A 21643-nucleotide genomic window follows, 5' to 3' on the forward strand; every position below is an offset into this window, starting at 1 on the left:
CGCTCCGTGGTCTGGGTTGAGTTTGCGTAAAATTCGGGGTCAACGGGCCGGGTCGTCGTCGGGGAGGAAGGCCATGTCGACGTCGCCGATCATTTCGCCGATCAGCAACGAGGTGCGGCCCTGTTCGTCCGTGCGTCCGGTGACGGCGCGGCCGTCTTCGAACGTCGCCTTGTAGCGTTGGTTCGGGACCGGCTTGCCGGTCTGCTGGTGCCGCAGCACCACGTATTCGTCCGTGTGCAGGTGCGACGTCGGCATGCGCACGCCTGCCGGTGCCGCCCCGCCGGGGCCGACCAGGTCGTGCTCCGTCGCCTTGAACACCTGGCGGCCGCTCGTCTGCTGGGTGACCGTGCCGTCGGCCCAGTCGGTCTGCGCGCCCGGCGCGATGATCTTCACGGCCGGCGCTTCCAGTTCGATGCGTTCGGCAGCGATCAGGCTGATGCGGCCCGCCGACTTGATCTGGATATTGCCCACGTGCGTGTGCACGACGATGTCGCCGCGGCCCGCGACGAGGCGCACGCCCAGTTCGTGGGCGAACAGGCTCAGGCGGCGAGCGGCGCGCACGAAAATGTTGGCACCGGCCGCGACCTCGGCGTCGCCTGCGCTGACGACGTCCACCTTGCCGCTCGCGCCCAGTGCCAGGTTGTCGTTGCTGGCGACGATGATGCCGTTCGGCGCCGTCGCGGCCAGGATGGGCTCCCCGCCGCCCGCGGCACCTTCCGCGACGTTGCTGCCCGCATGCCAACGCTTCAGCTTGTCGACGAGGACGGCGAGGCGCCGGCCCGTCGGCTCGTCGTCCGTGTGGACCGCGGCCAGCCTGCCCACTTCGTCGAGGATGCCCTGCATGACGTCGGCCAGGCCCACCAGGCCGGCGCGGTCGAGCTGGCCGCCTTCCGCCTGCGGGCTCGCCTCCGCGCTGATCAGGACGCCCTGGGCGCCGCGCACGGCCACCGCCAGGTCGCTGCGCAGCTCGGCGCCCTCCCCGCGCGGCGTGCCGGTGCCATCGGCGCGCGGACGCGTCAGCCAGCCGAGGTTCAGTTCCGACGTGCCGTGGTCGCTGGCAAGCTGCGCGCTGATCTCGCCGCGCGTGTCGTCGAAGCGCAGCTGGTTGCCGCGCGCGCCCTGGATCTCGTGCGTGCGCGTGCCGGATACGTAGCGGTTGCCCGGCAGCGCGCCCGCCTGGCTGAACGCGGGCGGCGCCGTGCGCTGGTTGTACAGCTGGGCGAGGATGATCGGGCGGTCCGGGTCGCCGCCGAGGAAGGCGACCAGCACTTCGGAACCGACGCGCGGCAGCGACAGCGCGCCGGCCTGCTGCTGGCTGCCGTTGCCGTTGCCGGCCCAGTTGGACGCCACGCGGACCCAGGCCGAATCGGCCGGCGAATCGGACGCGCCGGCGCCGTGCGCATGGCGGTGGTCGGCGACGCGCATGCCGGGGAACCGGATTTTCACGCGGCCCAGCGCGTCGCAATGGACGTCCTCGCCGGCCGGCCCGACGACGATGGCGCTCTGCAGCGGCGGCTGCGGCAGGTCGGTGCGCGGGTCGTACGCGGGCACGATCGAAATGCCGCGCCGGACGGCGGAAAAGCTGACGCGCACGCGCGCCTGTCCGTCGCCCGTGCGCGGGGCCGGCAGCGCGCCCAGCGCCGCATCCGCCGCCACCTGCCTCGCGTGGCGTTCCAGGTCGCGCGGCAGGTTGTTGTCGGCCACCACGTGCAACTCCGTGATCACGAAATCGCGCTCGGCGGCGGGATGGGTGTCGATCTCCGGATGGCCTTCGAGCGCGAAATACTGGCCGGCGCAGAAGTCGCGCACGCTGCCCTCGCCCTGGAAGCACTTCGATTCGAATTCGTGGCGGCTCATGCGCACCTGGCCCAGGCGCCAGTGGTCCTCGACGTCGTTACCCGCGTGCGGCATCTCGATCAGATAGTCGTCCAGCGACGCGGCGAGCATGTTGCCGCTCGGACCCTGGTCCACGTTGCTGCGCGCGGAGGCGGTCATGAACTGCGCGCCGCCGGGATTCTTGTAGTCCCAGCTGTGGCGCGTGGCGACGCCCGGCTGCAGGCGGCGCGCGGCGCGCCAGGAACTGACGGTGTCGCGGCCGTCCGCCATGCTGTCGCGGTGGTAGCGCACCGTGCCGGCCGCGTTCTGCGGCAGGCCGTTCGGGTCGTTGAACAGCACCAGCGTGTGCGCGGGCGTGCGGTCGTGCGCGGGGTCGACGGGGCTGCCGCGGCTGCGGCCCGGCCGGAACACCCAGGCGATGCCGCGCCGCTTGAGCAGGCGGCGCACGAACGCAGCGTCCGACTCGTTGTACTGCATGGTCTGTTCGCGCGGCGGGAACTGGCGCATGTCGAACAGCGGATCGAGTTCGACTTCGAAGGCGTTGGCCAGCACGGTGTTCGACTGGCGCCATTCGGCGCACAGCACCTGCACGATCTCCAGCTCGTTCTGGTAGCGGAACACGCGGCTGTTGGTGCGCTTTTCCATCACGGCGAACACGTCGCGCAAGACGAGCTCGTAGCCGGCCAGGCCGCCGTCCGCATCGCCCGCGCGCGCCTCGGTGACGATGCCGCACACGCTGCGCAGCATGCCGCGGTCGGTGACGAACTGCAGTTCGGCCGGCAGCGCGATCAGGTCTTTCAGCGCGATGTGCGGGCTGCTGGCGAGGCAGGCGACGCGGTAGTCGATGCCGCCGCAGATCGCCTCGTGGCCCACGACCCGCTGGGGCAGCAGCACGTCCTCCGCGAGCTGGCCGCCGTGGGCCAGGCGCAGGCGCAACGGCCGGTGCGCGGTGCTCAGGACCTTCTCGTGCTGCAGAACCCGCAGGAAATCGCTCGCGCTTTCCACTGTCTCTCCCGTGAACACGCCGCGGCTGCGGCACGAGAATGGATTCTTCCATGCTTCAACCGGCGCGAGATTAACGTGCGTCAGGGTGTACAGGAGCGAACTTCGGCGCATGCGGATGGTCCCACGCTGCGCGCCGCGCGGGTGCGCGTCGCGCGCCGGCGCGACTCGATGGAACCGGGCGTGTCCAGGCGCGGTCGCGCCGTCATGAGGGCCGGGTAGGACCCATGGGCTTCATGCGGGCCGCGTAGTCAGCCCAGCAGCGCGGTCAGGCGCGGCATTGTCGCCAGCGCGCTCGCGTGCGTCGCCGCGCGCACGGCGTCCGCATCGAGTCCGCGCATGGCGGCCAGCGCGGCCCCGATCGCGGGCAATTGCTCCGGGCTGTTGCGGCCCGGGTGGACCCACGCCGGCGAGATGTCCGGCGCATCCGTCTCCAGCACGATGGATTCCAGCGGCAGGTCCGCGGCGAGCCGGCGGATCTGCAGCGCGCGCGTAAAGGTCATGGCGCCGCCGAAGCCGAGGTGGAAGCCGGCGTCGATGAAGGCCTTCGCCTGCTGGAAGCTGCCGTTGAACGCGTGCGCGACGCCGCCCGCCGGACGGATCTGGCGCACGTGCTTCAGCACCTGGTCCTGCGAACGGCGCACGTGCGCGAGCACGGGCAGGTCGAAATCGCGCGCGATGCGTAGCTGCTCGCGCAGGAAGCGCTCCTGCTTGTCGCGCATCGCGGGCTCGCACAGCATCGGGATGAAGAAGTCCAGGCCGATCTCGCCAATGGCCACGAAGTTCGGGTCCGCCAGCGACGCCTCGACCTGGCGCCGCAGTTCGGCGAGGTCGTCGTCGGTCGCCTGCGGCACGTAGATCGGGTGGATGCCCAGCGCATAGCTGGCGTTGGGCAGGTCGGCCGCGAGCCCGCGCACGACGTCGAAGTTGGCGCGCGCGACGGCCGGTATCACGATCATGCCGACCCCGAGTTCCTGCGCGCGCCGGGCGATGGCGCGCGAGTCCCCGCCGAATTCGTGGGCGTTGAGGTGGCAGTGCGTGTCGATCCACATGGCAGGGTCAAGCCCCGGCCGGCTGCAGGCCGTGCTCCGTCATGCGCAGCACGCGGTCGCAGCGGCGCGCCAGTTCCGGGTCGTGCGTGACGATGACGAACGCGGTGCCGAGGGTCTTCGACAGTTCCAGCATCAGGTCGAAGATGCCCTGCGCCGTCGAGTGGTCGAGGTTACCGGTCGGTTCGTCGGCCAGCACGCACGCGGGTTCCGTGACGAGGGCACGGGCCAGCGCCACGCGCTGGCGCTCGCCGCCGGACAGTTCGCCCGGCCGGTGGATGGCGCGCTTCGTCAGGCCCACGCGCGCCAGGATCGCCTCGGCGCGCGCGACGGCGTCCTCGCGCTTCATGCGCCGGATCAGCAGCGGCATCGCGACGTTGTCCAGCGCCGTGAACTCCGGCAGCAGGTGGTGGAACTGGTAGACGAAGCCGAGCGAGCGGTTGCGCAGCTCGCCGCGGCGCGTCTCCGACAGGGTCGCGAAGTCCTCGCCCTGCAGGGTGACGCTGCCCGTGCTGGGCGTGTCCAACCCGCCCAGGATGTGCAGCAGCGTGGACTTGCCGGACCCGGACGCGCCCACGATGGCCACGCGCTCGCCGCGGCCGATCGAGAAATCGATGTTGTCCAGCACCTGGACCGAGTAATCGCCCTGGCGGAAGGTCTTGCCGACGTTGCGGCAGGCCAGTACAGCCGTATTCACATTCATGTCATTCATAGCGGAGTGCCTCCGCCGGTTTCACGCGCGACGCGGACCAGCTGGGGTAGATGGTCGCGACGAAGGCCAGCAGCACCGAGACGCCGCCGATCTTGAAGACGTCCGGCCAGCGCAGGTCGGACGGGATTTCGCTGATCAGATAAATATCCTTGGACAGGAACTGCACACCGAGCAGGTGTTCGATGAACGGCACGATGACGTCGATGTTCAGCGCCACCAGCACGCCCAGGCCCACGCCGGCCGCGGTGCCCATGATGCCGACGAGGGCGCCCTGGATCATGAAGATCTTCGTGATCGAACGCGGCGATGCGCCGAGGGTGCGCAGGATGGCGATGTCGGGCTGCTTGTCGGTCACCGTCATGACGAGGGTCGAGACGAGGTTGAACGCGGCCACGGCGATGATCAGCGTGAGGATGATGAACATCATGCGCTTTTCCGTCTGCACGGCGGCGAACCAGTTGGCGTTCAGCTGCGACCAGTCGCGCATCATCAGCTCGCCCGACATGCTGCGCTTGAGTTCCTGCGCGACGAACGGGGCCTGGTGCATGTCGGCGATGCGCAGGCGCAGGCCATTGGGCGCGTCGATGCGCACCATGCGCTGCGCGTCCTCGATGTTGATGAAGGCGAGCGCCGAATCGAATTCGTAGTGGCCGGCCTCGAAGATGCCGCTCACCGTAAAGACGCGCGAGCGCGGGACCATGCCGGCCGGCGTCGTCTGGCCCTGCGCCAGCAGCATGTTGACCTTGTCGCCGATGCCCACGCCGAGCGAGCGCGCGAGCGCGTAGCCCATGACGATGTTGTACTCGCCGGGCCTGAGGCTCTCGATGCTGCCCTGGCGGATCTGCTTCGCCACGTCCGACACCTTGTGCTCTTCCGACGGCAGGATGCCGCGGATGACGGCCGGCTTCATCGTGTCCTCGCGCACCAGCAGGCCCTGCGTCTCGACGAACGGCGCGGCGCCGCGCACGGCCGGGTTGCGGAAGGCTTCCTGCTCGGCCTGGCGCCAGTTCGGCATGGTGCCGCTCGCGTCGAACACTTCGATGTGCGCGAGCACGGACAGCATGCGGTCCGTGACCTCTTTCTGGAACCCGTTCATCACCGACAGCACGACGATCAGGGCGGCCACGCCGAGGGCGATGCCGGACACGGAGATCAGCGAGATGAAGGAAATGAAGCTGTTGCGGCTGCTGCGCTTGCCGGCGCGCGTGTAGCGCAAGCCGACCAGCCATTCGTACGGCAGTTTGTGGATGAGACTCATGGGCTCCAGGGTAAATGCTTTGGTCCCGCAGTTTGCCACACAACGCTCATCCATGTGGGGCGTTGTCACAATTGGAAGTACTTTTTCTATCTTGCACACATCATAAAATGTCCGGAACTCCGGGCGCGGCAAGACTATCGAACGCAGACAGGAGGCCCACCATGGCATTTTCCGTCTTCGATTCGAAGGGCACGCCGCTCGACCGGCAGCACACCACGTGGCGCGACATGGTGCGCAAGCCGATCAGCAAGCTGGACGACGATGCCTTTACCCGCATGCGCATCATCCTCATGAACGGCATCGAGCTCGAGGCCCTGCGCTTCTCGCACATGGCCGCGCGCTGCAACATGGCGCTGCGCCAGCCGCTGGCCGACGTCAGGCGGGTCGAGCAGCACCAGGCAACGATGGTGAACTGGCTGCTGTCGCCCGATCATTCTCCGCTCGAGACGACCATCGCCTACGAACAGCTCGCCATCGAGCTGACGGCGAGCGTGGCCCGGGCCGAGCCGGACGACTACTTGTCCCAGGTCTACCGTTTCGGCCTGCTGGAAGACTTCGACCACCTGTACCGCTACGCGGCGCTGCTCGACCGCGTGGAGGGCAAGGATGCGAACAATATCCTGCAGAGCTATACGGACATTCTCCCCGGCCGCCCCACGCCCGAGCACCACCGCGCCCCGCGCGACGACCTGCGCATGCCGTACGACCGCAGCATGGCCACGATGCTCAGCAAGCTGCACGCGCTGACGATCACGGCGGCCGAGGCGCAGACCCACAACTATTATATGAACGTGGGCCCGGCGTTCGCCGACCCGGTCGCGCGCCAGCTGTATGCGGAGATCGCCTCGGTGGAGGAACAGCACGTCACGCAATATGAATCGCTGCTGGACCCGACGGAGACGTGGGTCGAGCAGTGGATGCTGCACGAGGCGAACGAGTGCTACACCTATTACAGCTGCGTCGAAACGGAGACGAACCACCACGTCAAGGCCGTGTGGGAGCGGTGCCTCGACTACGAGCTGGGCCACTTCCACATGGCCGCCGACGCCTTCCGGCGCTACGAGCGGCGCGATCCGGCCGAGATCGTCGGCGATTTTTCGGGCCCGATCCCGTTCCGCAGCCAGCGCGACTACGTGCGGCAGGTGCTGGCCAGCGAAGTCGACCTGCGCGCGCTGGGCACGCAATTCGTGCCGAAGGCGCACGAAGACCAGGCCAGCATCGATTACCGGCGGCAGATGAACCGCGACGGCTCGCCCAGCGAGGCGGTGGCGGCCGGCTACGTGTGGACGCCGGGCACGGAACTCGTGAGCCATGGCGCGGCCACCACGACGGCCGTCACGACGACCCTGCCCGCCAACCAGGGTGGCGTCGTCCAGCCCTGAACCGCAACGGAGACACCATGGCACAGCAGACCGAACACCTCGGCATGAACCGGACGGGCGTGCAGATGTCGCCCATCGACACGGCGGCCATGCAGGGCAGCGACAACGCGCCGATCCGCGGCGCGCCGGGCGACGAGCGCGCCCTGCTGGACGCGCGCGAAGCACTCATTATGGACGCCGGCGACATCGGCTCCATCCCCATGCCGGGCTCGGTGGCGGGCGCCGTCAGCATGGGCATGCACATGCTCAAGGGCGACCGGCCGCAGATCCTGCTCGACAAGCTTGGCGAACGCCTGGCGTTCGAACGCACGGGCACCCGTCTTTACGACGCGCTGCTGGCGAAATGCGACGTGCTGCAGGGCGGCCCGGCCGGCATGACGCGCGACCACGTCGCCGCCATCCGCCGCGACGAAGCCCGCCACTTCCTGCTGCTGAAGGAGGCGATCGAATCGCTGGGCGGCGACCCGACGGCGCAGACGCCCAGCGCGGACGTGACCGGCGTCGAGTCCCTGGGGTTCGTGCAAGTGCTGAACGATCCGCGCACGAGCCTGGCCCAGTCGCTGCACGCGCTGCTGACGGCCGAGCTGGCCGACCGCGCCGGCTGGGAGACGCTGATCGCGCTCGCAGGCGAGGCCGGCCAGGACGACCTCGTGGCCGGCTTCACGCTGGCGCTGGAAGACGAGCACCGGCACCTGGTGCTCGTCCAGGGGTGGTATCACGACGCCATCGGGCTGACGCCCGTTCCCGGGATGCTGCCGCCGGGCGGGTCGGCCGGGATGCCGCCCGATTCGACGACCGCGCCCACGACGTCGCCGGACGTGACGACGCCGGGACCGGGGGCGGACATCTGAGTCCATTTCGCCTAAAATAGAGGGATGGCCCACATTTCGCTCGTCCTGCCGTTCGCCCTCCCCGCTCCCGAATTCGCGCCCGACCTGACCCGTGCCCTGCAGGCGCCGGCGCTGGCCGCGCTGTTGTCGAAAATATCAGATGCGCGCTACCGCCCGCTGGACACCGACGCCCGCGTCCTGCCCTATGAGCTCTGGATCGCGCGGGCGCTGGGTGTCGCGCACGGACTCGTCCCGGGAGTCGCGACCAGCGCGATGCGCGGCGTCGGCCTCGATCCGGACGACGGCATGTGGTTCGTCGTGAACCCGACCCATATCCAGATCGCGCGCACGCATTTGCAGATGGGCGACATGCGCCAGCTCGACCTGCGCGAGGACGAAGCGCGCGCCCTGTTCGACAGCGCCCGCCCCTGCTTCGAGGACGCCGGCTACGCGCTCGCGTGGGGCGCCCACGACACCTGGTTCATGCGCGCGGACGACTGGACGGAGATCACGACGGCGAGCCCGGATGCGGCAGTGAACATGAACCTGACGGACTGGATGCCATCCGGCCCGCAGGCGCGCGCGTTCCGCAAGCTGCAGAACGACGTGCAGGTGACGTGGTTCACGGATCCGGCCAACGCGGCGCGCGAGGCGCGCGGCCAGTTGCCGATCAATTCCTTCTGGCCGTGGGGGAATGCGAGCATGGCGACCGAACACGCCCAGCAGCTGGTGGCGAAGGTCTCCGGCAAGCCGCTCGTACGCCCGCGCGTGGCGGCGTTCGACACGCCCGGCTGGCTGACGGCGCTGGCCGACCGCCGCCTGGACACCCTGGCCGGCCTCGATTCGATCCTGGACGAGGATGGCCACTGGCTGCTCGCCTGCGGCAACGTGGCGGCGTCCGGTATCGCGGCCGACTGGCATGGCTGGCTGCAGCAGATGCAGCGCCTGGAGACCGAGCTGTTCGCGCCTTTGCTGGCCGCATTGAAATCCGGCCGCATCAAGGAAGTGCGCCTCGTGCTGAGCCACCGCGACGGCCACCTCGAAACGACGACGACCCCGCTGGCGCAACGTAAATTCTGGCGCCGCCCCACCCTGGAACGACTGCTTTGAAAACCCGCATCACCATCCGCCCCTGCCCCGTACGCCAGTCCGAAATGCTGCGCCAGGGCGGCATCCACCCCGTCCTCGCGCGCGTGTTTGCGTCCCGCGGCCTGACCGACCCGCGCGAGTTGGCCGTCGAGCTGCAAGCGCTGGTACCGCCCGGCGCGCTGCGCCAGATCGACGCGGCGGCCGTCTACCTCGCCGACGCCATCGCGGCCGGCAAGAAGATGACCATCGTCGCCGACTACGACTGCGACGGCGCCACCGCCTGCGCCACGGCGATCCGCGGCCTCACGGCGATGGGCGCGCGCGTCGACTACATCGTGCCGAACCGCTTCGAGTACGGCTATGGCCTGACGCCGGAAATCGTCGAACTGACGGCGCGCGAGAAATCCCCGGACATCATCATCACCGTCGACAACGGGATCGCCAGCATCGACGGCGTGGCGGCGGCGAAGGCGCGCGGCATCGACGTCGTCGTCACCGACCACCACCTGCCCGGCGACGCGCTGCCGGACGCGCGCGTGATCGTGAACCCGAACCAGCCGGAATGCGGCTTCCCCAGCAAGAACCTGGCCGGCGTCGGCGTCGTGTTCTACGTGCTGCTGGCCCTTCGGGCGGAACTGCGCCGGCGCGGCGTGTTCGACGCGCAGACACAGCCCAAGCTCGACAACCTGCTCGACCTCGTCGCGCTGGGCACCGTCGCCGATGTGGTGAAACTCGACACGAACAACCGCATCCTCGTCGCGCAAGGCCTCAAGCGCATGCGCGCGGGCCGCATGCACGCGGGTGTCGCGGCGCTGTTCCGCGTGGCGGGCCGCGAGGCGCGCTGCGCGTCGCCGTTCGACCTCGGCTTCGCCCTCGGTCCGCGCCTGAACGCCGCCGGCCGCCTGGAAGACATGTCGCTCGGGATCGAATGCCTGATCACGGACGACGAGGGCCGCGCCTGGGCCATCGCGCAGGAACTCAACGACATCAATTTGAAGCGGCGCGAGATCGAGGCCGACATGCAGGGTACGGCGCTGTTGCACCTGGACGATTTCAAGCCGGCGGACGCCAGCACCATCGCCGTGTTCGACGACGGCTGGCACCAGGGCGTGATCGGCATCGTCGCCTCGCGCCTGAAAGAGAAATTCTACCGCCCGACGATCACGTTCGCGCCCGCGGGCGACGGCTGGATCAAGGGTTCCGGCCGCTCGATCCCGGGCTTCCACCTGCGCGACGCGCTGGACCTGGTGTCGAAGAAGGTGCCGGGGCTGATCGACAAGTTCGGCGGCCACGCAATGGCGGCCGGCCTGTCGATCCGCGGCGACCATTTCGACACGTTCGCGCAGGCGTTCGAAGCCGTCGGCCGCGCGTGGCTGACGGAGGCGCAGCTGGAGCGTATCGTCGAGACGGACGGCCCGCTGGAAGACGATTTCTACAGCACGCAATTCATCGAACTGCTGGACGGCCAGGTCTGGGGCCAGGGGTTCGCGCCGCCCGTGTTCTGCGACGAATTCCGCGTCGTCAGCCAGCGCATCCTGAAGGACAAGCACCTCAAGCTGCTGCTGGAGCGGAACGGGCGGCGCTACGATGCCATCTGGTTCGGGCATACGGATGCGCTGGGCGACAAGGCGCGGGTGGCGTTCAGGCTGGATGCCAATGAATACAATGGCGTGACCAAGGTGCAGCTGCTGGTGGAGCACGCGGAACCCGTATAACCCGTCGTCCCCGCGAAAGCGGGGACCCATACTGAGCAACCGACTTCGGAACCTCAGAATGGATTCCCGCCTGCGCGAGAATGACGGTTTTACGTTACGGGCCTAGCGGGTAAAAATCGGCGCCTGCGTCACCGCCCCCATCCCTTCGCCCAGGTAGAAACTCGGATGCGGCGGCTGGTTATACCCGGCATTCTGCCCCGCCACCTGCGCGCGATACTGCGGATCGTGCATCAAGGTCGGAATGCGCGCAGTGGTCGGCGCCGTCGTCGTGAACACGAGCAGCGCCGAGTTGTCCGCCGTGCGCCACACGACTTCCTCGCGCCAGTCGCCGAGGATGTCGGCCGACAGCACCGGCGTCGCCTTGGTGCCGTTGTTCGATGCCGCCCCGTACGGCGCGCCGTCGAGCAGGCGCACGACGCTCCCCGTCGCCGGCTGCCATTTGTTGATGACGGTGCCGTCGAGCAGTTCGCGGCCCAAGTCGCCATCCCACCAGCTGGCGAAATTCATGTTCCCCGGACGCGCCGCGGAGATCTGGTGGCCGTTCGCCGCCATCAGGCCGCCGCGCGACGCCCAGCATTCCTCGCCCAGGTAGTTCGGATCGATGTCCGCGCACACGCCGCGGCCGACGTCGGCGCCGCTGCCGCTGACGCCCCACAGGATCTGGCCCGTCGCCGCGTCGTGCATCTCGGAGCCGGTGGCGCCGTAGCAGGACGGCGTCTCGTGCACCATGTACGCCTGCAGGCCCGCGCGGGTCGGGTCGAGTTTGCCGACGTGCAGCGCGTCGCCGTGGCACAGGCCGGTGCTGTACAACATGTGGCCGTCGCTGCCGATCGCGGCCGCGCCGTAGACGATATCGTCGCGGCCGTCGCCGTCGACGTCCGCCACCGCGAACCAGTGCGAGCCCTGGCCGCGGACGGCGCTGCCTTCCTTGTCCGTGTCGAACACCCAGCGGCTGGAGAGTACGCCGTCGCGGTAATCCCATGCCGCGACCACGGCACGCGTGTAATAGCCGCGCGAGAAGATGGCGCTGGGCCGGCGGCCGTCCAGGTAGGCGACGCCGCCCAGGAAACGGTCGACGCGGTTGCCATAGTTGTCGCCCCACGCGGCCACCGAGCCGCGCGCCGGCAGGTAGTCCGTGGTCGCCAGCGCCTTGCCCGTGCGGCCATCGAACACGGTCAGGTACTCGGGACCGGACAGGATGTAGCCGTTCGCGTTGCGGAAGTCGGCATTGGCGTCGCCGATCACCTTGCCCTGGCCGTCGACGGTGCCGTCGGCCGTCTTCAGCATCACCTCGGCCCTGCCGTTGCCGTCGAAGTCGTAGGCGACCACCGTCGTGTAATGGGCGCCCGCGCGGATGTTGCGGCCCAGGTCGATGCGCCACAGCCGGGTGCCGTCGAGCCGATAGGCGTCGACATACGTGTTGCCGGTATAGCCCGACTGCGAATTGTCCTTGGCATTGGTCGGCTGCCATTTGACGATCAGCTCGTACTGGCCGTCGCCGTCCAGGTCGGCCGGTGTGCCGTCGTTGATATCGTACGTGTAGGCCTCGCCCTTCGGCGTGACGCCGCCGGCCGGCCGCTGCACGGGGATGCGAAGGACGGGTTGGCTCCACGTGGCGCCGGCCGCTTCGTCCTTCTTTTCGTGCCCGTCGACGATTGCGCGCACGGTGTAGCGGGCCGCCGGCGTGCCGTTCGTGTCAATGAAATTGCTCGCCGTAAGCGGCGCACCGTTCAGGCGGACGCCGTCGCGGTAGAGGTTGAAACGGGTGTCGGGGTCGTCGACGCCCAGCACGCGCCAGCTGACGAAGACGCCGCTGCCGGTGGCGACGGCGACGACGCCGCGGTCGAGTTTTTCAACCTGCTTGCCCTGCGCGGCAAACGCGGATTGCGTGAGGGCGAGCGCCAGCAGCCCTAGCGGTGCAACGGTTCGGATCGGTATCATGTCTCCAGCCTGCTCGTCGTTGTTGTCGGGCGTTCGAGTATCTGGATTGGCCTGGCGAGTGTCAATTCGCTCCAGGCAAGCAGTCACAATGTTCAGCGGGCCGGTTACTTGTTCTTGCCACACTGACAGGGCGGCGCCTCGCCCCGGTCGAACACGATCTTCCACCGCCCCGGCGCTTCCAGCCGCCAGATCGAGTTGTAGCGTCCGACCACCTTGCCGCTGGGGTCGTAGACGGGCCCGCCGCTATAGGCCAGGGTGCCGGAATCCACGACTTCCACCTGCTCCGGCTCCCACGAGAATGGCGCGCGTTCGTCCTCGTAATACTTGCGCCACGCATTCGCGACAGCCTCGCGCCCGCGCAGCGGGGTCGGACCGGAAAAGAAGATGGCCTCGTCGGCCAGGAACGACATGAACGCGGCGTGGTCGCGCGCCTTCATCGTCGCGGCAAAGGCACGCTCGATGTCTGCTACCTGTTTCTTCAGCTCGTCGTGCGACGGCCGCGCCGCGCTCGCCATAGCCAGCATCAGCATGCTGATGCACATGACCCCAATCGACAGCAGACGCATCGCGCCCCCCTTTAATGTCGTTGTCCAGGATGATGATTTGACAAGCGTTGAATTCTGGCACGGCAATTCGGTTTGTACAAGACGCTTGCGCGACGTCCGAAAGCGGAGTATATATAGTCCATAACCGGAGAATTCCTCATGAGCTTCGCTTACGCCTACCCCAAGAGCCGGTTCGAACCGGCGGTACTCGTCGACCTGTCCGCCCGCTCGGAACGCGAACGGCTGTCGGAATCGGCCCTGAAAGGCTTCTTTCGCCTGGCCGGCGCCTGGCAGATCCGCGACGAGGATGCGCGCGAGCTGCTCGGCGGCCTGTCGTCGTCCTCGTTCTACGAATGGAAGAAGCACCCCGCGCGGGTGCTGGAAGTCGACCGCATCACCCGCATCTCCTACCTGCTCGGCATCTATAAAGCCCTGCACATCCTGTACGGCGACAAGCTCGCCGACGACTGGATCCACCTTCCCAACACCAATCCCATCTTCAACGGCCGCACGCCGCTGGCCTACATGCTGGGCGGCGGCCTGCTGGCGATGCAGACCGTGCGCCGCCTGCTCGACGCCCGCCGCGGAGGGCTGTGAGTGAAACTCATCCCCCGTTTGACGGCGTTGCGGCAATTCGATACGTGCCGCCTGATCCCGTCGCGCTTCGCCGACCTCGAAGATTCCGTGCTGGCCCCGCTGGCCGATGACGACGGCATGCTGCGCGACCTGTTCGACCTCGACAACGCCACCAACGACCGCCTGCGCGGCGAATCGGGCCTGCTGCCCGGCATCGGCGTCGACGAACTCGTGTTCGGCGTGCCGAACTTCCGCATCATCAACGCGGCCTACACGTATGCGCGCCCGGAAGGCAGCCGCTTCAACGACGGCGAACGGGGCGCGTGGTATTGCGCGTTCGAGGTCGAGACGGCGCTGGCCGAGGTGGCGTTCCACAAAACCGTCGAATACCAGGAAATCGGCCGCTTCGACGACAGCGTGAGTTACCAGGCCCTGCTGGCCGATTTCAGCGCCGGCTTCCACGACCTGCGCGGCGCCGACGCGTGGGACGACTGCCTCGCGGCCGACAGCTATGTCGCGTCGCAGGCGCTGGCGGCGGAGTTGCTGGAGGCGGGTTCGATGGGCGTCATCTACCCGAGCGTGCGCCGGCCCGAGGGCACGAATCTCGCATGCTTCCGCCCCGCATTGGTCGGCAATGTCCGCAAGGGGCATGCATATCGGTTAACATGGGCGGGTTCGCCGCTTCCCGCCATCGAACCCCTCTGAACCAGACACCACCATGAAAACCGATCCGCTCAAAGACACCGAACTGCACGACAAGATCAACCGCGAGACCGCCCGCGTGCACTGGTCCGAACTCGAACGCCATTTCGCCCACGGTGCCGTCGTGTATGTGAGCGAAGAACTGGACCTCGTCGAAGTCGCGCTGCGCATCGCCCATGATGACAAGGATGCCATCGGCCGCTGGATGAACGACGGCAAGGTTGCCAAGGTATCCGACGTGCAGGCCAGCACCTGGCAGGCGTCCGACACCCTGTTGTGGGCCTCCGTCGTGAGCCCGTTCGTGCTCGTGCAGCCGGAAAAGCACGCTGTCCACTGAGAAAGTGTTGGCCAGCAAGCACATTACCGTACAGCAACTAGATTTTAAGAAATGTGATCCCTCCGAATCCGCTATACTGGCGTGAAGTGAGGAAGTTTATGCAAAGCAACTTACAAGAAGACGACCCGATCCTGACCACGAGCGAAGTCGCGCGCCTGCTCGGCGTGGCGACGAGCACCGTGCAAATCTGGATGGAAAGCGGCGCGATCGAATCGTGGAAGACGCCGGGCGGACACCGCCGTACGCGTCTCTCCCTCGTGCAAGGCCTGATGCATGGCGACGACCAGGCCCGGTCGACCCCGAACCCCAGCACGGACAAGGAATACCAGCCGGCGCCGCAACCGGGCTACCCCATCGGCGTCGGCGAACGTTCGCGCCTCGCCGCGCTGGCCGCCACCGGCCTCGTCGACACCGACGAGGAAGCCCGCTTCGACCGCCTCGTCCGCCTCGCTTCGATGGTGACCGGCTCGCCGATCGCCCTGATCTCCCTGCTGACGTCGACCCGCCAGTGGTTCAAGGCCCGGGTCGGCCTCGCCGCCCGCGAGACGCCGCGCGACTGGGCGTTCTGCTCGCACGCGATCCTGAAAAACGAACTGTTCGTCGTCGAAGACGCGATGGAAGACGAGCGCTTTCGCACGAATCCGCTCGTGCTGCAGGAACCGCACATCCGTTTCTATGCCGGCGTGCCGCTGCGCGACAAGTCCGGCCAGCCGCTCGGCACCTTGTGCGTGATCGACCGCGAACCGCGCCGCCTGCGCGCGGCCGAAGTACAAGGCCTCATCGACCTGGCCGAGATCGCCTCGAGCGAGATCCAGGCCACGGGCCGCAACGTCCGCAACTGATCAATGCCGGTGCGCGCGGTGCGCCAGCGCGTGCGCGGCCGCGCGCATGAGCATATCCGCCCGCTGCGGGTCCGGCTCGGACAGCGCCAGCTCCTGTAACGCTTCCGGATACTCCAGCTCGGCAGCCCGCGCCAGCCACGCGCGCGCGGCCGCCGCATCCGGAGGGCCGCCTTCCCCGTCCGCCAGCATGTGCGCCAGCAGGAACATCGCGGCGGGTTCGCCGCCTTCCGCCCGTTGTTGCAGGCGGCGCCGCGCGGCGGCGGCGTCCCCGCCCGCAGGCCGCGCCAGCGCCGCCCGCAGCCTCGCCGCAAGCAATCTCGTCATTTCGACAGGTCGACCGCGTACAGCGCGATCCCTTTGCCCTGGCCGTCGTCGGCGCGCACTTCCGTGACGTTGTCGATGCCTGCCGCGCGCGCCAGGTCCAGCTTGCCCGGCGGCGCGTGGAACACGACCGGCCCGGCCGTCGTCACGGGCGTGAAGCGCCAGCTGCGCGCGGCGCCGTCGGCCGCCCGCGTGAGCCGCTTGTGCGCGCGGATCCAGGCGATGAGCACGTCGCGGTTCGCGTCCGGCGACGCGAGCACGGTCTTGCTGCCATCGAGACCCGGGAAGTTGCCGCCGCCGCTCGCGCGGTAGTTATTCGTCGCGACGAGGAACGCCTGGCCGCTCGCGACCGGCTTGCCCTGCCACGTGAGGTTGCGGATGCGCTGGCCGGGCGGGCGCGTCACGTCGATCTCGTAGTGCAGATCCGCGTCGGTGACCGTGTCGAAGTTATAGCTGGGGAAGCCGCCGTTGACGAGCTCCTGCGGTTCGGCGCGCGCCGGGTCGATCGTGTTGAAACGGTGCGCCGCCTTTTCCAGCCACGCCGTCAGCGCCGCACCGTCCACGTTGACCGCGTACAGCGAATTCGGATACAGGTACAGGTCCGCCGCATTATTCAGCGCGAGGCTGCCGGGCGCCACGTCCGTGTAATCGCCCGGTCCAGCCGCGCCGGCCTTGAATGCGGCGGACACGGACAGCACCGGCAGGTTCGCGTACTGCGGCAGGTTCGCCTTCACGTAGGCGCGCACGTAATCCGCCTGCGCGGCGTTGACGGGCTGGATCGCGGACGGATCGCCCACGTCGGCGAAATACGTCGACATGCGGAAGTCCGTGCTGCCGACCGGCGTTTTCACATAGCGTATCGTCGCCTCGTGCTCGGCGCGCACGAGGTCGAGCACGGCCGGGTCGGCGGCCACATACGATTTGTCCGCCCGCTGCGTGGCGCGCGTCTCGACGACGGTATTGTCACGGGCGATCGTCCAGCCCTTGCCGTCGTGGCGCAGGTCGAAGCGGATCACGCCGAGGTTCTTGCCCCACAGGCTCGCCATCACGGTCGGCACGCCGAACACGGTGCCGCGCGCCTTGTCGACGTTCGGGAGATTGAACTGCGCCACCGTGCTCGTGGGGTTCGGGAACTGCTGGTGCGCGTGGCCCAGCAGCAGCGCGTCGATGCCGGGCACCTGCGCGAGGTAGTAATTCCCGTTTTCCATCGTGGGCGAGTACGGGCTCGCATCGAGGCCGCCGTGCGAGATCGCGACGATCACGTCGGCGCCCTTCCTGCGCATCTCCGGAATGTAGCGCCGCGCCGTCTCGACGACGCCTTCCGTGGTGACGCGGCCTTCCAGCCAGCGCTTGTCCCAGGACAGGATCGTGGGCGTGGTGAAGCCGATGATGCCGACCTTGACCGTCGCCTCGACGGGCTTTCCGGCGGCGTCCTCGGCGTGCACGCGCTTCTCGATGATGCGGTACGGCGCGAACAGGGGCTGGTGCGTCCTGACGCTGACGACGTTCGCCAGCACGATCGGGAAACCGGGGCCGGCGCATGGCTTCTGCGAGCGCGGGACGCCGGGCACGTCGAAGCGGTTGCCCGTGACCTGGCCGAGAAAACCCAGGCCATAGTTGAAATCGTGGTTGCCGACGCCGCCGCCGTCATAGCCGAGCCGCTTCATCACCTTGTGGATGCCCAGCAGCTCGCCGCATTTCACCGGCGCGACGACGGCCTGGTAATCGCCCAGCGCACTGCCCTGGATCGTGTCGCCGTTGTCGAGCAACACCGTATTCGGGAAGTCGCGCCGCGCCTGGGCGATCAGGGTCGCCGTGCGGTCCAGGCCCAGCGACGGGTCGGCCGCCAGCTTGAAATAATCGTAACCGACGACGTTCGCGTGCAGGTCGGTGGTCTCCAGGATCGCGAGCGTGGCATGAGTGCCTGCTGGCAAAGGTGCACGCGGCACAGGCGCCGCGCCGGCCGCGGAGGCCATGGCCGCGAGCGGCAGCAGGCGGAACAGATGGGAAAGGTGGCGCGTCATGGGCTCGCATCATAAAGCATGCGCGCACTAAGGTATAATCTCCGGTTCGATTCAACCACAGAAAATTGCCACAGACCATGGAAGCTGAACGCATCAATGCCCTCTCGTCCCTGCTGAACGACCTGACCAGCCGTGAAGCCGAACTTCGGAGGTATCTTTGACTTCGACCGCAAAGCGGAGAAGTTAGAGCAGGTCAACCAGGAACTGGAAGACCCCGCCATCTGGAACGACCAGAAACGCGCCCAGGACATGGGCCGCGAGAAGAAGGCGCTGGAAGGCGTCGTCCTCACGCTGGAAAAGGCGCGCGCCGACCTGGCGGACGCGTCCGACCTGTTCGAGATGGCCCGCGAAGAAGGCGATGACGCCACGATCGAATCGGTCGAAGGCGATGCCGACGAGATCAAGAAGGTCATCGAGGCGATGGAATTCCGTCGCATGTTCAGCAACCCGATGGACCACGCCAGCTGCTTCATCGACATCCAGGCCGGCGCCGGCGGCACCGAGGCCCAGGACTGGGCGTCGATGCTGATGCGCCAGTACCTGCGCTATTGCGAGCGCAAGGGCTTCAAGGCCGAGGTGATGGAATTGTCCGAGGGCGAGGTCGCCGGCATCAAGACGGCCACCATCAAGGTCGAGGGCGAGTACGCCTACGGCCACCTGCGTACGGAAACCGGCGTGCACCGCCTCGTGCGCAAGTCGCCGTTCGACTCCGCCAACGGCCGCCACACGTCGTTCTCGTCGATCTTCGTGTACCCGGAAGTGGACGAGTCGATCGAAATCGACATCAACCCGGCCGACGTCCGCATCGACACGTACCGCGCGTCCGGCGCGGGCGGCCAGCACATCAACAAGACCGACTCCGCGGTGCGCCTGACGCACGCCCCGTCGGGCATCGTCGTGCAGTGCCAGAACGACCGCTCGCAGCACCGCAACAAGGCCGAAGCGTTCGACATGCTGCGCGCGAAGCTGTTCGAGCTGGAGCTGCGCAAGCGCATGGCCGAGCAGCAGAAGCTGGAAGATTCGAAGACCGACGTGGGCTGGGGCCACCAGATCCGTTCGTACGTCCTCGACCAGTCGCGCATCAAGGACTTGCGCACCGGCTTCGAGACCGGCAACACGAAGAACGTGCTGGACGGCGACCTCGACGACTTCATCTCCGCTTCGCTGAAGCAAGGGGTGTAAGCCGATGGCCTTCATCTTCGACATGGACGGCACCATCGTCGACAACATGGCGTTCCACACGGATTCCTGGCTGGCGTTCTTCGAGCGCCACGGCAAGACGTACGACGCCGACGCGTTCTTCCGCGAGACGGCGGGCGCGCAGGGCCGCGAGATCCTGCGCGAGCGCCTCGGCCCGGAGATCACGGACGACGAGATCGCCGTGCTGGCGCACGAAAAAGATGCGCTGTACCGCGAGATGTATGGCCCGCACCGCAGCGCGATCCAGGGCTTCGAGGACTTCGTGACGGCCGCGCGCGCGCAAGGCGTGAAGCTGGCGGTGGCGACGTCCGCCCCGCCCGCGAACATCGTCTTCACGCTCGACGAGCTGGACCTGCGCCGCCATTTCGACACCGTCGTCGGCGCGGCCGACGTCGCGCGCGGCAAGCCGCATCCGGACGTATTCCTGAAAGCGGCCGAGAAGCTGGGCGTGGACCCGCGCAGCTGCATCGTGTTCGAAGACGCGCCGATGGGCGTGGAAGCGGCGCGCCGCGCCGGCATGAAGGCCGTCGTCATCACGACCACCCTGCCCGCCGACGCGTTCCGCGAATTCGACAACGTGATCCGCATCGTCGAACACTACGAAGACCTGAACGTCGGCGACGTGCGCGTCGGCGACCTGCTCGGCACCCCATGATCCCAAACTAGACCGATACTGACATGAGCACCGAAAACCAAGAACAACAACACGAGCCGTCGACTCTCGCGGCCGAAGACAACAAGATCATCGCCGAGCGCCGCGCCAAGCTGGCCGCGATCCGCGAAAAAGGCATCGCGTTCCCGAACGACTTCGTCCCGCAGCACAAGGCGGCCGATCTCACCGGGCAGTTCGGCGGCTGGACCCGCGAACAGCTGGAAGCGGAACCGCAGCAGGTCGTGCTGGCCGGCCGCATGATGCTGAAGCGCGAAGCGGGCAAGAAGGCCGCCTTCGCGACGCTGCAGGATGCGTCGGGCCCGCGCGCCGACGGCCGCATCCAGATCTACGTCACCCTGGACAACACGGGCGAAGAGGCGATGGAAGCGCTGCGCCACTACGACCTGGGCGACATCCTCGGCGTCGTGGGCACGCTGTTCAAGACCAAGACCGACGAACTGACCGTCAAGGTCACGACGCTGCGCCTGATCACCAAGGCCCTGCGTCCGCTGCCGGACAAATTCCACGGCCTCGCCGACCAGGAAACGAAGTACCGCCAGCGCTACGTCGACCTGATCATGAACGAGGAAACGCGCCGCACGTTCAAGGCGCGCACGGCCGCGATCTCGTCGATCCGCCGCTTCATGCAGGACCACGGCTTCATGGAAGTCGAGACGCCGATGCTGCACCCGATCCCGGGCGGCGCCGCGGCAAAGCCGTTCATCACGCACCACAACGCGCTCGACATGCAGATGTTCCTGCGCATCGCGCCGGAGCTGTACCTGAAACGCCTCGTCGTGGGCGGCTTCGATCGCGTGTTCGAGATCAACCGTAACTTCCGCAACGAGGGCGTGTCGATCCGCCACAATCCGGAATTCACGATGATGGAGTTCTACGCCGCGTGGACCGACTACAAGTGGCTGATGGACTTCACGGAAGCCGTGATCCGCCAGGCCGCCATCGACGCGCACGGCACGGCCGACCTGACGTACGGCGGCCGCGCGCTCGATCTGTCGAAGCCGTTCCATCGCCTGACGATCGTCCAGGCCATCAACAAGTTCGCCCCGCACTACACGGACGAACAGCTGCACGACATGGACTTCCTGAAGGCGGAGCTGGCGAAATTCGGCGTCAAGCCGCACGTCATCTCGGGCCTGGGCGCGCTGCAGCTGTCGCTGTTCGAAGAGACGGCGGAAGCGCAGCTGTGGGAACCGACCTTCATCATCGACTACCCGGTCGAAGTGTCGCCGCTGGCGCGCGCATCGGACTCGCGCGAAGGCATCACGGAGCGTTTCGAGCTGTTCATGGTCGGCCGCGAGATCGCCAACGGTTTCTCGGAGCTGAACGATCCGGAAGACCAGTCGGCACGCTTCCTGGCCCAGGTCGAAGCGAAGCAGGCGGGCGACGAAGAGGCGATGTACTACGACGCCGACTACATCCGCGCGCTGGAATACGGCATGCCTCCGACCGGCGGCTGCGGCATCGGTATCGATCGTCTGATGATGATCATCACCGATTCGCCGAACATCCGCGACGTGCTGCTGTTCCCGCACCTGCGCAAGGAAGATTAAGCGTCACGCATCACGTTAACTCAGAACGTCGTCCCTGCGAAGGCAGGGACCCAATTTGC

Annotated in this window: 19 protein-coding genes; 11 read left to right on the top strand and 8 right to left on the bottom strand. The window is 67.7% G+C overall.

Annotated features, from left to right (window positions below):
- Positions 1-39: 39 nt before the first annotated feature.
- The 4 genes from ACEN9H_RS16110 to ACEN9H_RS16125 form a co-directional block, all read right to left on the bottom strand.
- On the bottom strand, positions 40-2952 hold the full coding sequence (locus ACEN9H_RS16110) for a type VI secretion system Vgr family protein (protein WP_413671217.1): 2913 nt from the start codon (positions 2950-2952) through the stop codon (positions 40-42).
- A gap of 137 nt (positions 2953-3089) precedes the next feature.
- Positions 3090-3890: a TatD family hydrolase gene (locus ACEN9H_RS16115; RefSeq protein WP_413671218.1), complete on the bottom strand. Its 801-nt coding sequence runs from the start codon at positions 3888-3890 to the stop codon at positions 3090-3092.
- A gap of 7 nt (positions 3891-3897) precedes the next feature.
- On the bottom strand, positions 3898-4590 hold the full coding sequence (lolD, locus tag ACEN9H_RS16120) for a lipoprotein-releasing ABC transporter ATP-binding protein LolD (RefSeq protein WP_371765486.1): 693 nt from the start codon (positions 4588-4590) through the stop codon (positions 3898-3900).
- Position 4591: 1 nt separating this feature from the next.
- On the bottom strand, positions 4592-5857 hold the full coding sequence (locus tag ACEN9H_RS16125; protein ID WP_056131823.1) for a lipoprotein-releasing ABC transporter permease subunit: 1266 nt from the start codon (positions 5855-5857) through the stop codon (positions 4592-4594).
- A 161-nt stretch (positions 5858-6018) separates the two neighbouring features.
- Between ACEN9H_RS16125 and ACEN9H_RS16130 the strand changes: the two genes are divergently transcribed.
- Genes ACEN9H_RS16130 through recJ form a run of 4 tightly spaced genes read left to right on the top strand, consistent with a single transcriptional unit; the run spans position 6019 to position 10873 of the window.
- Complete coding sequence (locus tag ACEN9H_RS16130; RefSeq protein WP_413671219.1) at positions 6019-7239, top strand: hypothetical protein; 1221 nt, start codon at positions 6019-6021, stop codon at positions 7237-7239.
- A 17-nt stretch (positions 7240-7256) separates the two neighbouring features.
- Positions 7257-8090, top strand: coding sequence for a ferritin Dps family protein (locus tag ACEN9H_RS16135; protein WP_413671220.1), 834 nt, complete (start codon positions 7257-7259; stop codon positions 8088-8090).
- Between the two features lie 24 nt (positions 8091-8114).
- Positions 8115-9179 carry a hypothetical protein gene (locus ACEN9H_RS16140; protein WP_413671221.1) on the top strand — a complete coding sequence of 355 codons (1065 nt, stop codon included), beginning with the start codon at positions 8115-8117 and terminating at the stop codon, positions 9177-9179.
- A gap of 44 nt (positions 9180-9223) precedes the next feature.
- Entirely contained in the window at positions 9224-10873 is a 1650-nt protein-coding gene (recJ, locus tag ACEN9H_RS16145; RefSeq protein WP_056329020.1) for a single-stranded-DNA-specific exonuclease RecJ, read from the top strand.
- A gap of 102 nt (positions 10874-10975) precedes the next feature.
- Here the strand turns inward: recJ and ACEN9H_RS16150 are convergent, their stop codons facing one another.
- Positions 10976-12814 (bottom strand): rhamnogalacturonan lyase, encoded by a 1839-nt coding sequence (locus ACEN9H_RS16150; protein ID WP_413671222.1) that lies wholly within the window; start codon positions 12812-12814, stop codon positions 10976-10978.
- 104 nt (positions 12815-12918) lie between these two features.
- On the bottom strand, positions 12919-13344 hold the full coding sequence (locus tag ACEN9H_RS16155; protein ID WP_413671223.1) for a YybH family protein: 426 nt from the start codon (positions 13342-13344) through the stop codon (positions 12919-12921).
- A gap of 174 nt (positions 13345-13518) precedes the next feature.
- Between ACEN9H_RS16155 and ACEN9H_RS16160 the strand changes: the two genes are divergently transcribed.
- The 4 genes from ACEN9H_RS16160 to ACEN9H_RS16175 all read left to right on the top strand — a co-directional run bounded on the left by ACEN9H_RS16160 (position 13519) and on the right by ACEN9H_RS16175 (position 15816).
- Positions 13519-13956 (top strand): MbcA/ParS/Xre antitoxin family protein, encoded by a 438-nt coding sequence (locus tag ACEN9H_RS16160; RefSeq protein WP_056131805.1) that lies wholly within the window; start codon positions 13519-13521, stop codon positions 13954-13956.
- On the top strand, positions 13957-14640 hold the full coding sequence (locus ACEN9H_RS16165; RefSeq protein ID WP_371765476.1) for an RES family NAD+ phosphorylase: 684 nt from the start codon (positions 13957-13959) through the stop codon (positions 14638-14640).
- A gap of 13 nt (positions 14641-14653) precedes the next feature.
- The gene (locus tag ACEN9H_RS16170) at positions 14654-14974 is read left to right on the top strand and encodes a DUF2288 domain-containing protein (protein WP_056131800.1); all 321 of its coding nucleotides are present in this window, start codon (positions 14654-14656) and stop codon (positions 14972-14974) included.
- Positions 14975-15072: 98 nt separating this feature from the next.
- A complete protein-coding gene (locus tag ACEN9H_RS16175; protein WP_413671224.1) occupies positions 15073-15816 on the top strand; it encodes a GAF domain-containing protein in 744 nt (247 codons plus the stop codon).
- Here ACEN9H_RS16175 and ACEN9H_RS16180 read toward each other — a convergent pair whose 3' ends face one another.
- Entirely contained in the window at positions 15817-16140 is a 324-nt protein-coding gene (locus ACEN9H_RS16180; RefSeq protein WP_413671225.1) for a hypothetical protein, read from the bottom strand.
- Positions 16137-18161, bottom strand: coding sequence for a bifunctional 2',3'-cyclic-nucleotide 2'-phosphodiesterase/3'-nucleotidase (locus ACEN9H_RS16185; RefSeq protein WP_413671226.1), 2025 nt, complete (start codon positions 18159-18161; stop codon positions 16137-16139). Before ACEN9H_RS16185 ends, ACEN9H_RS16180 begins: the two co-directional genes overlap by 4 nt.
- A gap of 77 nt (positions 18162-18238) precedes the next feature.
- Between ACEN9H_RS16185 and prfB the strand changes: the two genes are divergently transcribed.
- The 3 genes from prfB to lysS all read left to right on the top strand — a co-directional run bounded on the left by prfB (position 18239) and on the right by lysS (position 21584).
- A protein-coding gene (gene prfB / locus ACEN9H_RS16190; RefSeq protein ID WP_156403785.1) for a peptide chain release factor 2 occupies positions 18239-19343 on the top strand; the annotation gives its coding sequence in 2 pieces (ribosomal slippage) (positions 18239-18319 and positions 18321-19343; 1104 coding nt in all).
- Between the two features lie 4 nt (positions 19344-19347).
- Positions 19348-20016, top strand: coding sequence for an HAD family hydrolase (locus ACEN9H_RS16195; RefSeq protein WP_413671227.1), 669 nt, complete (start codon positions 19348-19350; stop codon positions 20014-20016).
- A 23-nt stretch (positions 20017-20039) separates the two neighbouring features.
- The gene (gene lysS / locus ACEN9H_RS16200; protein ID WP_413671228.1) at positions 20040-21584 is read left to right on the top strand and encodes a lysine--tRNA ligase; all 1545 of its coding nucleotides are present in this window, start codon (positions 20040-20042) and stop codon (positions 21582-21584) included.
- Positions 21585-21643: the final 59 nt, after the last annotated feature.

Origin of the sequence: Massilia cellulosiltytica (assembly GCF_047325105.1) — a bacterium.
Lineage (GTDB): Bacteria > Pseudomonadota > Gammaproteobacteria > Burkholderiales > Burkholderiaceae_D > Telluria > Telluria orientalis.

What these genes read in the sequence shown, in the direction of transcription:
- ACEN9H_RS16160 (WP_056131805.1), top strand. Translation starts at nt 13,519, where the DNA reads ATGAGCTTCGCTTACGCCTACCCCAAGAGCCGGTTCGAACCGGCGGTA.
- ACEN9H_RS16155 (WP_413671223.1), bottom strand. Translation starts at nt 13,344, where the DNA reads ATGCTGATGCTGGCTATGGCGAGCGCGGCGCGGCCGTCGCACGACGAG.
- ACEN9H_RS16170 (WP_056131800.1), top strand. Translation starts at nt 14,654, where the DNA reads ATGAAAACCGATCCGCTCAAAGACACCGAACTGCACGACAAGATCAAC.
- lysS (WP_413671228.1), top strand. Translation starts at nt 20,040, where the DNA reads ATGAGCACCGAAAACCAAGAACAACAACACGAGCCGTCGACTCTCGCG.
- ACEN9H_RS16135 (WP_413671220.1), top strand. Translation starts at nt 7,257, where the DNA reads ATGGCACAGCAGACCGAACACCTCGGCATGAACCGGACGGGCGTGCAG.
- ACEN9H_RS16130 (WP_413671219.1), top strand. Translation starts at nt 6,019, where the DNA reads ATGGCATTTTCCGTCTTCGATTCGAAGGGCACGCCGCTCGACCGGCAG.
- ACEN9H_RS16115 (WP_413671218.1), bottom strand. Translation starts at nt 3,890, where the DNA reads ATGTGGATCGACACGCACTGCCACCTCAACGCCCACGAATTCGGCGGG.
- ACEN9H_RS16150 (WP_413671222.1), bottom strand. Translation starts at nt 12,814, where the DNA reads ATGATACCGATCCGAACCGTTGCACCGCTAGGGCTGCTGGCGCTCGCC.
- ACEN9H_RS16180 (WP_413671225.1), bottom strand. Translation starts at nt 16,140, where the DNA reads ATGACGAGATTGCTTGCGGCGAGGCTGCGGGCGGCGCTGGCGCGGCCT.
- ACEN9H_RS16175 (WP_413671224.1), top strand. Translation starts at nt 15,073, where the DNA reads ATGCAAAGCAACTTACAAGAAGACGACCCGATCCTGACCACGAGCGAA.
- ACEN9H_RS16140 (WP_413671221.1), top strand. Translation starts at nt 8,115, where the DNA reads ATGGCCCACATTTCGCTCGTCCTGCCGTTCGCCCTCCCCGCTCCCGAA.
- ACEN9H_RS16195 (WP_413671227.1), top strand. Translation starts at nt 19,348, where the DNA reads ATGGCCTTCATCTTCGACATGGACGGCACCATCGTCGACAACATGGCG.
- ACEN9H_RS16125 (WP_056131823.1), bottom strand. Translation starts at nt 5,857, where the DNA reads ATGAGTCTCATCCACAAACTGCCGTACGAATGGCTGGTCGGCTTGCGC.
- recJ (WP_056329020.1), top strand. Translation starts at nt 9,224, where the DNA reads ATGCTGCGCCAGGGCGGCATCCACCCCGTCCTCGCGCGCGTGTTTGCG.
- lolD (WP_371765486.1), bottom strand. Translation starts at nt 4,590, where the DNA reads ATGAATGTGAATACGGCTGTACTGGCCTGCCGCAACGTCGGCAAGACC.
- ACEN9H_RS16110 (WP_413671217.1), bottom strand. Translation starts at nt 2,952, where the DNA reads ATGCGCCGAAGTTCGCTCCTGTACACCCTGACGCACGTTAATCTCGCG.
- ACEN9H_RS16185 (WP_413671226.1), bottom strand. Translation starts at nt 18,161, where the DNA reads ATGACGCGCCACCTTTCCCATCTGTTCCGCCTGCTGCCGCTCGCGGCC.